General features: G+C 47.6%; 15 protein-coding genes. 14 read left to right on the forward strand and 1 reads right to left on the reverse strand.

Going from position 1 to position 12,394, the window contains the following annotated elements; translation table 11 throughout:
* Positions 1-36 precede the first annotated feature (36 nt).
* Entirely contained in the window at positions 37-2,241 is a 2,205-nt protein-coding gene (priA, locus tag QL234_RS19200) for a primosomal protein N' (RefSeq protein WP_281559401.1), read from the reverse strand.
* 223 nt (positions 2,242-2,464) lie between these two features.
* Here priA and rpmE point away from each other — a divergent pair, with 223 nt between their 5' ends.
* The 14 genes from rpmE to QL234_RS19270 all read left to right on the forward strand — a co-directional run bounded on the left by rpmE (position 2,465) and on the right by QL234_RS19270 (position 12,330).
* Positions 2,465-2,677, forward strand: coding sequence for a 50S ribosomal protein L31 (rpmE, locus tag QL234_RS19205; RefSeq protein ID WP_044836089.1), 213 nt, complete (start codon positions 2,465-2,467; stop codon positions 2,675-2,677).
* Positions 2,678-3,220: 543 nt separating this feature from the next.
* Positions 3,221-3,631 carry a glycoside hydrolase gene (locus QL234_RS19210; protein WP_281559402.1) on the forward strand — a complete coding sequence of 137 codons (411 nt, stop codon included), beginning with the start codon at positions 3,221-3,223 and terminating at the stop codon, positions 3,629-3,631.
* A gap of 778 nt (positions 3,632-4,409) precedes the next feature.
* A complete protein-coding gene (locus QL234_RS19215) occupies positions 4,410-4,667 on the forward strand; it encodes a helix-turn-helix domain-containing protein (RefSeq protein ID WP_152646839.1) in 258 nt (85 codons plus the stop codon).
* Positions 4,660-5,034, forward strand: coding sequence for a hypothetical protein (locus tag QL234_RS19220; RefSeq protein WP_281559403.1), 375 nt, complete (start codon positions 4,660-4,662; stop codon positions 5,032-5,034). Before QL234_RS19215 ends, QL234_RS19220 begins: the two co-directional genes overlap by 8 nt.
* Before the next feature lie 418 nt (positions 5,035-5,452).
* Positions 5,453-5,875 (forward strand): glycoside hydrolase family protein, encoded by a 423-nt coding sequence (locus tag QL234_RS19225; protein ID WP_281559404.1) that lies wholly within the window; start codon positions 5,453-5,455, stop codon positions 5,873-5,875.
* A complete protein-coding gene (locus QL234_RS19230; protein ID WP_281559405.1) occupies positions 5,860-6,270 on the forward strand; it encodes a 3TM-type holin in 411 nt (136 codons plus the stop codon). The genes QL234_RS19225 and QL234_RS19230 overlap by 16 nt, the downstream gene beginning before the upstream one ends.
* A 324-nt stretch (positions 6,271-6,594) precedes the next feature.
* On the forward strand, positions 6,595-6,837 hold the full coding sequence (locus QL234_RS19235; RefSeq protein WP_044836095.1) for a hypothetical protein: 243 nt from the start codon (positions 6,595-6,597) through the stop codon (positions 6,835-6,837).
* A 129-nt stretch (positions 6,838-6,966) separates the two neighbouring features.
* Positions 6,967-7,872 carry a baseplate J/gp47 family protein gene (locus QL234_RS19240; RefSeq protein WP_281559406.1) on the forward strand — a complete coding sequence of 302 codons (906 nt, stop codon included), beginning with the start codon at positions 6,967-6,969 and terminating at the stop codon, positions 7,870-7,872.
* Entirely contained in the window at positions 7,865-8,545 is a 681-nt protein-coding gene (locus QL234_RS19245; protein ID WP_281559407.1) for a phage tail protein I, read from the forward strand. The genes QL234_RS19240 and QL234_RS19245 overlap by 8 nt, the downstream gene beginning before the upstream one ends.
* A 99-nt stretch (positions 8,546-8,644) precedes the next feature.
* The gene (locus QL234_RS19250) at positions 8,645-9,169 is read left to right on the forward strand and encodes a phage tail protein (RefSeq protein ID WP_281559408.1); all 525 of its coding nucleotides are present in this window, start codon (positions 8,645-8,647) and stop codon (positions 9,167-9,169) included.
* Positions 9,170-9,235: 66 nt separating this feature from the next.
* Positions 9,236-9,970 carry a hypothetical protein gene (locus QL234_RS19255; protein ID WP_281559409.1) on the forward strand — a complete coding sequence of 245 codons (735 nt, stop codon included), beginning with the start codon at positions 9,236-9,238 and terminating at the stop codon, positions 9,968-9,970.
* Between the two features lie 2 nt (positions 9,971-9,972).
* The gene (locus QL234_RS19260) at positions 9,973-10,416 is read left to right on the forward strand and encodes a hypothetical protein (RefSeq protein WP_281559410.1); all 444 of its coding nucleotides are present in this window, start codon (positions 9,973-9,975) and stop codon (positions 10,414-10,416) included.
* A 302-nt stretch (positions 10,417-10,718) separates the two neighbouring features.
* Positions 10,719-11,672, forward strand: a complete 954-nt coding sequence (locus QL234_RS19265; RefSeq protein WP_281559411.1) for a baseplate J/gp47 family protein — start codon at positions 10,719-10,721, stop codon at positions 11,670-11,672.
* Positions 11,665-12,330 carry a phage tail protein I gene (locus QL234_RS19270; protein WP_281559412.1) on the forward strand — a complete coding sequence of 222 codons (666 nt, stop codon included), beginning with the start codon at positions 11,665-11,667 and terminating at the stop codon, positions 12,328-12,330. Before QL234_RS19265 ends, QL234_RS19270 begins: the two co-directional genes overlap by 8 nt.
* The last annotated feature ends 64 nt before the right edge of the window (positions 12,331-12,394 follow it).

Below are 12,394 nucleotides of genomic sequence, written 5' to 3' on the forward strand. Positions count from 1 at the left end.
CAGACACCGGTAACGGCGGGCAAACAAGCTTTGCTGCTACCAGCTTAAATCCTGGGGGTCTATATCCACCGACCAGCGCACTTTTTTATGCCATTCATTTTCGCTGGTGGCGGCGATTAAGGCATATACTCCCTGATGCAGGAGCTTACGGGATTTTGACTGGACAATTAAATGGAAGCGGTATTTACCGGCTTTTTTCTCCATGGCTGCCGGCATAGGGCCGGCAAATTCACAGCCATCGAGCTCAAGGTCGCTTAAGGCGCGCAGAAATTTCTCGGGGTATGAGGGATAATTGGCCTCGGCGCGAAACAGGGCCTGAAAACTAAAAGGCGGCAGGTAGGCTTGTTTACGCTCTATCAGCGCCTGGCGGGCAAAGTGATGGTAGCCGTTATGCACCAGATCCTGTAACAACGGGTGTTCGGGAAAACTGGTTTGCACTAATACTTTGCCGGGTTTACTTTCCCGTCCGGCGCGTCCGGCAACCTGTACTAACAATTGCGCCATTTGCTCTGCGGCGCGAAAGTCATAACTGAACAGGGCGCCGTCGACATCTAAAATCGCCACCAGAGTGACATCGGGAAAGTGGTGGCCTTTGGCCAGCATCTGGGTGCCTATCATCAGTTGGTGTTTTTTATCGCTTACCTCGTTGAGTAATTTCGCCAGTTCCCCTTTTCGGCGGGTGCTGTCGCGGTCGATGCGTACCACGCTGTGCTCCGGGAAAAGTTCGTTGATGCGTTGCTGCAGCTGCTCTGTGCCTTGGCCAATCGGCACAATGCGGATACTGCCGCAGCCTGGGCACTGGTGCGGCACGCGTTTTTGGCTGGTGCAGTGGTGGCAAATCAGCAGTTGTTGGCCCTGGTGCAGGGTATAGGGTTTATTGCAGCGCTGGCACTGGGCTATCCAGTGGCATTCCTGACAATTGATCGCCGGGGCAAAACCGCGGCGGTTTAAAAAGATCAAGACCTGCTCACCGCGCGCCAGGGTTTGCTTGATCGCATGTTTTAAGGTGCCGGATAAGCCGTATTCCATTTGCTGTTGTGCCACATCCAGCAGCTCTATCTTGGCCTTGGTGCTTTTACCGGCCCGGCGTAATAGCTGGTGATAATGATATCTTCCCGACAGGGCATTTTGCAGGGACTCCAGGCTGGGGGTGGCGCTGCCCAGTACCACGGGAATATTGAGCTGCCTGGCCCTTAATATCGCGATATCCCGGCCGTGGTAGCGAAAGCTGTCCTGTTGTTTTAACGAGTTGTCGTGCTCTTCATCGACTATGATCAGCCCCAGGCGCTGCAGCGGGCTGAAAATGGCGGAGCGGGTGCCGATAACGATAGCGGCATTGCCTTGCTGTGCCGCCAGGTAAGTATCCAGGCGTTCCCTGTCGTTTAAGCCGGAGTGATGCAGAAAAATAGGGGCGTTAAACCTTTGTTCAAAGCGGATCAGGGTCTGCGGGGTCAGGCCGATTTCCGGCACCAGTACCAATACTTGCTGGTTATTGGCCAGCACTTGCTCCATCACCTGCAGGTAAACCTCGGTTTTACCGCTGCCGGTGACGCCGTCAATCAGGTGGCAGGAAAACTTATCCAGGGACTGGTTGATGGCCGAGACAATCACCGCCTGCTCGGTTGACAGCTTGTGTTTGTTTTCTTCGATCAGCACCTGCGGCTGGTATTGATAAACCGACGGCGGCTGCTCCTGTTCTTTAACAAAAGCTTTATCCTGGATGGCGTTTAATTGTGCCTTGCTAAAGCCAAGGGTGCGTAGCTCGACCCAGCTCAGGCCCTGATGCGAGGCAATCAGCCGGTACAGATCGTATTGTTTCGGGGCTTTTTTCTTCAGAGCGGCAATGGTTTCATCGCTGATATCATCACAGGCAAACCAAAGCTTAGGGTCGCTGATATCCGGTTGTTTTAATTGCCTTAGTAATACCGGCAGCGCCTGCTGGAAAACATCCCCGATGGGATGATGGTAGTAGTCGGCGCAGATGCGTAAAAAATGCAATAACGAAGGGCTGAAATGACAGTTGTCCGTCAACCGGGATAAGACAGGTTTGATTTTACTGGTTTCAATATCCGGCTCAGCCTGAGTTGCCATGACAATGGCCACCAGCTGCCTGGGGCCAAAAGGCACGATCACCCGCTCTCCCGCGGTAATTTCAGGAGACTGGAACTGTTCCGGTAACTGGTAAGTGAACAGCTGACGCATGGGCACAGGGATGGCAACCTGGATAAATTGAACCGACACCAATAAAACTTCTTTACGTGATTGATGCGCTATTTTGACCCCAGAACGACTTGCTGCCAAGTCACAAACAGCAGATCGGTGAAAAAGTTATTTTTTCCTGCCAGATTGCTAAGTTAATGTTGAACTTCAAGGCCTGATGCATTATCATTCGGCCCCATTATTTTTAACTCGTATGGTACCTGGCAAAAGATCAGGTGGCGATACGGCCTTAACAGAGGTTTCCATGAAAGAAGGTATTCACCCTAATTACACCGAGTTCAAAGCAACTTGTTCTTGCGGTAACGTTATCGTAACTGGTTCTACTCGCGGTAAAGATATTCATTTAGATGTTTGTTCAGAATGTCACCCATTCTACACTGGTAAGCAGAAAGCTGCTGAGACCGGTGGTCGCGTTGACAAGTTCAACAAACGTTTTGGTGCTCTTGGTAAGAAGTAATTTCTGCCTTAGCATGAAAAAAAGCGCCAACCGGCGCTTTTTTTATATGTGGACGTTTATCCTGTGATGTTTTTAGCGGCTGGCAGGGGAGAGCAAGATCCGAAGCACTTCCTTTATCGGATACAGATAAGTTAGTGAATGCCATCTTATGGTTAATGCTAAGCTTTCTTTGCAATAAGTCTTATGATTTATGATAAACGATAGCAGGGTGAACATTGAATTCTGTCCTGATTGCTATATACTGCAAACCGTAAAGTTGATTTATATCAATTTCCCTTATTAACCTTGATATTCTCGCCTTTATTCATCTCTTTCCAAGTAACTCATATTTTTCAATATCTTTACCTTCAAGACAATCGCCGGGCAAATTTGCCCTGTTTTTCTATGCTGAAATGGCTATAGTTTAGCTACTCTTCACCAAGTGGCAGGCGTTTTACCAACGCATCATGGCTCGTTAATTCCAAACGAAATAAGCTGTTTGCTTAACACTTGGTTTCTACTTTTTTAATAACCCGATGGCTAATAACCACTCGGGTTTTTTTTATGCATCAATTAATTCAACAAATTAAACGACATAAGGGATTTAAGTCTTATCCTGAATATTGTCCGGCAGGCAAACTCAGCATAGGTTATGGACGAGATCTTGATGGGGTCGGTATTCGTCTCGAGGAAGCGGAAATTTTATTGGCAAATGACTTAAATGCTTTGCTTGGCGAGACCCGGGAAAATATCAACCTTGAGCACTGTAATCCGGCGCGTTTGGCGGCGCTGATCAACCTTATCCATTTGTTAGGGCTGGAGTGCTTTTTGACTTTTAACCGGGTGATTACCGCAATTGAAAGCCGTGATTTTGTCTTGGCAACCAATGAATTATTACTTTGCCTTAAGGCCAAGTACCTGCCCCAGTATACCGCCCAGCTGTTATTGCAGCTCGAGTCCGGGCAATGGCAATAACACCTTTGTGGTTGAATTTTTCCGGGTAATGCCCGGGATTAAAAATTGCGATATTAGCTTCAGCAGTTTTCGGGAAAGTGCCTGCAGATATCTGCTTTGCTTGTTCGGATAAAGTGAATTTTTCCGGGTAATCTCCGGGACAAAAAGTTGCGATATTAGCCTCGGGAATGCCCGGGAAGCCGTCAGTTGATATCCGCTTTTTTTATTCGGCTAAGGTGAATTTTCCCGGGTAATCCCCGGAGGAAAAGTTTGCGATATTAACCTCAGGAATGCTCGGGAAGCTGCCAGCAATGACCTGTTTTGCTTATTCGGCAAAGTGAATTTTTCCGGGTAATCCCCGGGATAAAAAATTGCGATATTAACCTGACCGCAGTTACCGGTTTGCTTTATTGGCCAGCGGAGAGAAATCAGCCTGGCAATAAATATTGCCGATGCCTTATTGATTCAGCTCAGGTTAATGCCTGATACCAATACTAAGGCAATAGAGCTGGTGGTGAAGTTGCAGGGATTTACAGCGTTAAAAAAGGATATCGACAGATATCTGATTACTTAGAGGAGATAAGTGATGGCTAAAAACACAGTCAGAGCAAGGTTAAAACCGGGTTATCTGTTCACGCTTATTTAAACGGTTTTATGAAGAAATAAAAGGTTCCACTTTAAAGGGAGCAGGGAAGTTAGCTAACTGGGGTTGGCTGATTTAATCATAACAGTGAGTAAAGCCGGAAACCTTATTGAGGGGATTTTCGGTAACGTAGAAAAATAACAGGATAGGATGAATATGGGCCAGTCAGTTGTAGGTTTTGCTGCGACAAATACCTGTCGTACGCCAAAAGGTTCGGATTTATTAAAGTATGCCAGACAAAGCCGCGGGTACACGCAAGCGGAGTCTGCTGCCGATTATGGCATTGAAGAGCGAACCTTGCGCCGTTGGGAGAATAATGAATTCAACCCGAAATGGAATGATGTCGTCGGGTTAATCGAAGATGTCTATATGTTAAAAGTTATTGATGTCATAGGAGAGCTGTCCAATGGATAATGTTATGCCGGAGCAAGTAAATAAGCAGATCAATATTAAGGCACTGCGCAGCGAGCTTAAGGCTTGGGGAAAATTTTGGCGGAAAAAAGAGTCTGTGAACGGCTTTGCTTCAAGCTCTATCCGCGAGCGTTATGACAGCGGCAACGGCGATAAAAATCGTGCGGAGAATATTTATGTACCGGGGCAGGTGGAAGAATTAACGCATTTTATTTCCCGGCTCAGACCCGAATGTATCCGGGCATTACGTGCCCGCTATGTGGTGGATAAGCCGCTCGACAGTGCGGCCACCCTGATGGGTTTTGACTCAAAACGTTCGTTGCAGTTTTGGCTGGCCAAAGCCGAGCGGGGTTTGATTTCTACGATGTAATCGCTTGCCGCCCTTGTGATATTAATGTTTAAGGGACTGAGTAAGTGACTCTTTTATCTACTCTACCTGGCTGTTAGTTTTGTGTTTTTCGGGGTTTATTAATATGCGCGCGTTAATGGCTCCCAGGCATAAGTAACAGTAAAGTCGCCGGTTTTTTGCAGGCGATAACTACTCTCTCGAAAATACTCTCTTTATCCCGCAGGGAAACTGCCGGGGTTACACCGATCTTTTATTTTATCGCCGATTATTTTACTCGAGCCGTTAGCGGATGTGATCCGCCAAGTGAGCTCAGGGCAGACTTGTCCTGTTGCCTGGCCTGAAAAAAGCTAAAATAACCCTATTGTTAACAAAACCCTTTCTGGTTTTATTTTACATTTTTACCGGGCCCAAAGAGCTAATAACTGTTTGGGCTTTTTTTATGTCTATACAAAATACCGTTGAACAAATTAAAAAACATGAAGGCTTTCGCAGCCATCCCTATTACTGCACGGCGAAAAAATTCACCTTAGGTTATGGCCGTAACCTTGATGATGTCGGTATCAGTGAGCAGGAAGCGGAAATTTTATTACAAAACGATCTGAATGAATGCAGGGCCGTGGTCAAACGTAATATTGATACCCGCCATTGTAACGATGCCCAGGTTGGGGTGCTGATCAATATGGCTTATAACCTGGGGGCAAGCGGCCTGATGGCCTTTAAGAAAATGCTTGCCTGTGTCGAAGCAGGGGATTTCTCCGGGGCCGCCAATGAAATGCTTGATAGCCGCTGGGCACAGCAAGTGCCTAACCGGGCCGAAGAGTTGGCCAAGCAAATGGTGCTGGGCGAATGGCAAAAAGCATGAGCTGGTTCGGTGCCTTATTCGGCGGCAATATCAAAGAGCCGATCCAGGCGGTGGGGGGCATACTGGATGAATTATTCACCAGTGAAGAAGAAACCCTTAACTTAGCCTTGATCAAGCATCGGCTGCTACAACAGCCGGCGCTGGTACAGGCGGAAATCAATAAGGTACAGGCGAGTCATCGCAGCATTTTTGTTGCCGGGGCCCGGCCGTTTCTGATGTGGATTTGCGGTCTGGGTTTTTTGTTTGCCTTTATTATCAATCCCAGTTTGCAATGGCTGTTTCCTGAAATAGGCGCACCTGAATTGCCGCTGGAGGTGATGATGGAATTAACCCTGGGCATGTTAGGTCTGGCCGGGCTGAGAACCGTAGAAAAAATTAAGGGGGTTGCTAAATGACCCCTGTTATTAATCGCCATGTGAAAATGGCAGCAATTTTAGCATTAAGCATATCAGGCTTAGTTGTATTAACAGCCACAGAGAAAATTAAGGGGGTTGCTGAATGAGCCAAGAGAAACCAATGGACCATTTGAATATGGCACGTAGGGAGAAGTTAACTACATCAAACTTAGTTGTATTAACAGCCACAGGGAAAATCAAGGGGGTTGGTAAATGAACCAAGCGGAACAAATTAGCCATTTGAATAAAAGGCAAATGGGAGGATTAAGTGTATCTGACTTAGTTTTATTAACAGCCATAGAGAAAATTAAAGGGGGCTGTTAAATGAATCAAGAGGAACACTGGCATTTAAAAAAGGAACTTAACCTGGCCCATATCATTACCACGGTCACTTTGCTGGTCACGGGGATTTTATATCTGAGCGGACTGGATAAACGTATTAATACCAACTCGCAAGAGATTCAGCACCTTAAACAGATACGTAATGAAGATCAAAAAAGGATCGAAAAGCGTCTGGATTCTATTGATAAGAAGCTCGATACCCTGCTCAGTGGCCGTAAGTTATAACTCAGATTTTTTTTCTCTTTAGTTGCAGGTGATATGGATATCCCTATCGGCATAAATTTTTGCACATAAGTCCTGCGTTAACTTTAACAAAAGTCTTATTTTTAGGCTGTAACCTGTGAGAGCTTACCCATGAATTTTTCTCCAACAAACAATGCTATAAACCTGTCTTTGTTACCGCCACCAGAGATCATCGAATCACTGGATTATGAAGATATTCTTGCCAATATGACCGCCGATCTGAAAAACCGGATGCCGGAATTTGATGCCATGGTGGAGTCCGACCCTGTCTTTAAAGTACTGGAAATCGCGGCCTACCGGGAATTATTGTTGCGCCAACGCATCAATGAAGCTTCACGGGCGGTGATGGTGGCTTATGCCGGAGGCACTGATTTAGATCACCTGGCGGCGTTATTTGGTGTTGAACGCCTGGTGATCACCCCGGCAGATCTTGAAGCAAATCCTCCGGTGGCTGCGGTAATGGAATCCGATGAAAGACTGCGGCAACGTATTCCGTTCTCGCTGGAAGGTTATAGTACTGCCGGGCCTTCGGGGGCTTATAAATATCATGCGCTGGCGGTATCTACCGAGGTAAAAGATGTTGCCATCTCCAGCCCTTTACCCGGGGAAGTACATGTTGCTGTGCTCAGCACTTTGGCCGACGGTACGCCGGATGAGGTGTTGCTGGAGCAGATCACAGAAACCCTGACCCATGATGATATCCGGCCGTTAACGGATCGCGTTATCGTTAAGGCGGCAAGTATCAAACATTATCAAGTAGATGCCGAACTGTTATTTCATAGCGGCCCGGATAAAACACTTGTCGCACAGCAGGCAAGGGAAGCGCTTATTCGTTATTTGCATGAAGAGCAAACCTTAGGCAATGAAATTACCCAATCGGGAATTTTTGCTGCCCTGCATCAGCCGGGGGTGAAAAAAGTGATTTTACAAAACCCGTCAACCGATATTACCGTAGCGGCGGATGAGGCCGCTTATTGTACCGATATCAATCTGACGATTGGAGCAAGTTATGGATAATGCAGCAAGTTTGTTGCCGGTAAACGCTACGCCACAGGAACGGGCAATAGAAGGCGCCATGTCACGCGCAGCCAGCCTGGAGTTGGCGATTGCACAGCAATGGCACCCGGATACCTGCCCGGCATCGCTTTTGCCCTGGCTGGCCTGGTCGTTATCCCTTGATGAATGGGATGAAGGGTGGAGTGAGCAAACCAAGCGCAATATGATCAAGCAGTCTGCGGCGGTGCACAAGGTTAAAGGCACGGTCGGCAGTGTCAAACGGGCATTGGCGGCTTTAGGTGTCAGCCTGGAGTTTATCGAATGGTTTGAGCAGGATGTCGACCTTACCCTGGCCCCCATTCATAGCACCACCCCCCATACTTTTGTTTTTATTGCCTGGGTGAATGCCCAGGCCTATAGCAGCAATGCTGTGGTATTAGATCAAGCGCTTTATGACGCCATTAACCGGGTGACCAATAAGGTGAAACCGGCCCGTTCGCATTTTGACTTTTTGGTGGGGGCTAAAATCAACGGCAATATCCGTTTGGGTACTGCAAGCTCAGGATGGCTGCAAAGCCGGCGGCTGAGTAATGAAACCAAACCGGTACAGGTGCCGGCAAGCATCGGTACCTTGGCGGCACATATGCATTTGAACAGAAAACGTTATGCCGTTGGCCGTTTTTATTTACGCTAACGGCTCAACAGATATTTCAGCTTTAACCAAGTATTTGAGCCGTTTTTTATCTGGCGTTTTATAAGACTTTTTTATAAGGAAATAGAGGGAGGAAACCAGGTGAGTACCATATTAACACCCACCATTACCGAGGCCGGATTACAGGCGTTATTTAACGCTCAAAGTAATGGCCTGCAGGCACAAATCAGTGCTATCGCTTTAGGTGATTCGGCCTATACGCCGCAGCAAAACCGCACGGCGTTAACCAGTGAAAAGAACCGTATCAAGATCAGCAGCGGCACTTTAGTGAGCCCGACCCAGCTTCATATGAGTGTTATCGACGATAGTAACAAAACATTCTGGGTGCGGGAGGTTGGCTTTTATCTTGATGACGGCACCTTGTTTGCTGTGTATTCGGAACCGGATAAAACACTTGCCTATAAATCACCGGAAGTAGATTTGCTGCTGGCTTTCGATTTAGCACTTTCTGGAGTGCCGGCGGGTTCGGTGAATATTATCGATCAAGGGGTAGATCTGAATATATTAATTGCCCCTGAGCTGGCGAAAATGGCAACGGCTCAAATCAGCAATATGTATCGCCACGTAAAACATTCATTTTTATTGCAGGATGCCGGGCTGATTTAACCGGGGTCACTTTCACTTCATTTTCATTTCAAACAAGTACTCATTTATATTTAAAAGGATAAGGATATGGCTTTAGAGCAAGATATTGCCGACCTGGTACAGGCGTCGAATAACCTGACCGGGGTGGTGGATAATAAGATACAGTTAATTGACCAGAAGGTTGCGCAAGCGCAAAGCCAGTTCCAGCAATGGCTGGATACCCGGCATGTCGGTTTTAGTTTAACGGATACCCTGTTAGATCACAGTGACAGTTATATTAGCATCCCGCCAAGGTTTACTACCCTGGAAGAAGCAGAAGCTTTTAGCTTTAATGCTACCGAAGATTATGCACCGCAAAATGGCGAAGGTACGGAGAACTATTATGCCGATATTTATTCCAAAACGCCGGGAGTGACCAACTGGTATTCTGAGCCGGGGCCGACGCAATTTACCGGGCGAAAATCGGTTTATGCCAATATTTCGGTGGGCACTGCTCCGCACCCGTCGCCTAAACCGGTTAACCGTGTCGCCGTACTGATGAATTCTATCGGCTCGCATCATCAATGGATCACCACCGGAGATCCGACGCCGAACTACGCCCAGCCAAGAACATTTGGCAACAAGAGCATCAATGCCAACCGTGAAATCAAGGGGCAGTCCTGGGGGGTAACCAACTATGATGACCTGATTGCCTTGCATGAGAATGAAACCACCGGCTTTTCCGTGGGGTTCTCCACCGTCAGGGTGATTAACTTAGGGCCATACCCGATCCAGCTAAAAGGGTTCTGGCTTATTCATCACGGCCATCAGAAGGAGGCTTAATCATGAAACTTATTAATAAAACCACAGGTATCGTTGAATTTGACGGCCCGGCAGCACAATTTCCCGGCATTGACGTTTATCAGCATGAAGAAGTTAATGCCGAGTTCGAACTGATCTGCACTGCTGAGGAGCAAAGAGCTAGTCTCAGAGATGAAATTACCGTGAATGCCGGTGATACCGAGTCTTTGCTTGGGACGGCAACGGATGGTATGCATATGCTGCTTTATCAAGTGGCTAAAATGAGTGCACAATTAAGCACGGCAGAGTCGCTAGCACAGGTGCGTGCCGCAGCTCAAGAGCTAAACACACTTTTGGCTGGCTTTGCTGCTAAAGTGGATAGCCAGGAAGTGAAATTGCCTTATCAAACCAAGGGGGTAGATGTTGTATTGCAAGATATTGAAAGCCGGGCCACTGCGGTAAACCAGCTGATTGCAGAAGCATCCTGATGCCCTGTTTGTTTATAGTTAAGTGAGCGGTGTTTTTCTCCGGCAATAGCGGTCGAATTTGACCTGTTGTTTGCCGGGAAAAAGCGTATCATTTAGCTACTCTGGTTACCCCGGCAGGGGGACTTTTCTGTGCCGGGGCTTCCTTAAAAACTAAGGTTATTGATATTGAAATTAATGGCCACCCCTTAAAGCCTCTGTTGTTATTTTTCGCTTCGTTTTTGTATACCAGTAAACAGGACACCAACCGGAAGGTATCCAACTCATTTTCCTCTCCCTTTAAGTTAAAAAAGTAAAAGAAGTTTATGTCAGCTTATAATTTATTGGACCTGTCCCAGGTGCCTGTGCCCGATATTATTGAGGCGCTCGATTTTGAAAATATTTATCAGCAACTCAAAGAGCAGTTGCTGGCGATAAACCCGGATTATCAAGAAGTGCTCGCGCTTGAATCCGAACCTATGGCGGTATTGCTGCAAAGTTTTGCCTATCGTGAATTGTTATTGCGGGCACAAATCAATGATGCTACCCGCGCCAATATGCTGGCCTCGGCCACGGGCAATGATCTCGATAATATCGGCGCCCGCTACAATGTCGCGCGCTTGGTGGTGCAGGAAGCGGATGAAAGCACCACGCCGGTGACGCCACAAATCCTTGAAGATGATACCAGCTATCGCCGCCGCATCCAGATGGCCTTTAACGGCCTTAATACCGCGGGCAGTGAAAACAGTTATATTTTCCATGCCTTAAGTGCCGATAACCGGGTGGCGGATGCCGATGTGGTCAGCCCGCAGCCAAGCGATATTGTGCTGACCATTCTTAGTAAGGAAAGTACTGATGGCAGTGCCAGTGATGACTTGCTCATTAAGGTACGTAATTATTTTGGCCTCAGTGATGATGGCTCAAGCTTATTGGTGACAGCCGACAGTGATAATCCTGTTCATGGCGTCCGGCCGCTGGGTGATCGTCTTACCATTAAAAGTGCCGGGGTACAAAGTTATCAGATCCAGGCAGAGATCTCCTTGTTAGCCGGGCCGGGTAAAGAAAACACCTTAGTCCTGGTTAATGAGGCTTTGGCAGCTTATACCCGTGAAAATCAAATCTTAGGTAAAAAAGTGACCTTGTTAGGCATATATACCGCGCTGAATCAGGTGGGGGTAGACAGTGTTAACTTACTTCAGCCAACGCAGGATATCCAGGTTGCCAGTGATCAAATAGCTTATTGCAGCGACATTATTTTGACCGAGGCAAGTCATGGCTGATCTTGATTTATCCGGTAGCAGTACCTTAAATGCCAGCGGCTTACCCGCAAATACCAGCGAGCTTGGCTACCAGCTGGAACAGGTCATGAATAGTGGCTTCAGCGCCGATAACCTGCCCGTTGGAATAACCGAGCTTTGGCAACCTGAATCTTGTCCCGAACATTTGCTGCCCTGGCTTGCCTGGGCCAATGGCGTAAAGAGCTGGGATGATAGCTGGCCGGAGCAAACCCGGCGCGGCGTGATTGCCAATTCTTTCGAGGTACATAGCTACCAGGGTACCCGCTATGCCATCGAAAAAGCACTGGAACCGCTTAAGCTGGAAACCGAAATTCACGAATGGTTTGAAGTGGAGCCCAATACGTCCCCAGGTACCTTTGCCGTAGATGTTTACGTCTCAGAGCAGGGGATCACCGATGAGCTCATCGACACGGTACATGAATCCATCACCAGCAATAAACGCGGTTCAAGCCATTATACCCTGACCATGAATTTGAGTGCTCCGGGAGACTACTATCAGGCGGGGGCGCTACAGCTTGTCGGAGAAGTGGACGGGAAACCGTTTGAGCCAGTGCTTGACGGTATTGACTCGACCCATTATCGCTGCGGCAGCTTGCAAGTGCATTGCCGGATAGAAGGTGGGCCTTATGTGACAGGCTAAAAGTATAAATGTATCAGTGGCCACGAAGCCAAATCAATGAAAATACAATTAATGATAACCGAAG

This window comes from Thalassomonas sp. RHCl1 (assembly GCF_947387555.1).
Classification (GTDB): Bacteria; Pseudomonadota; Gammaproteobacteria; order Enterobacterales; family Alteromonadaceae; genus Thalassomonas.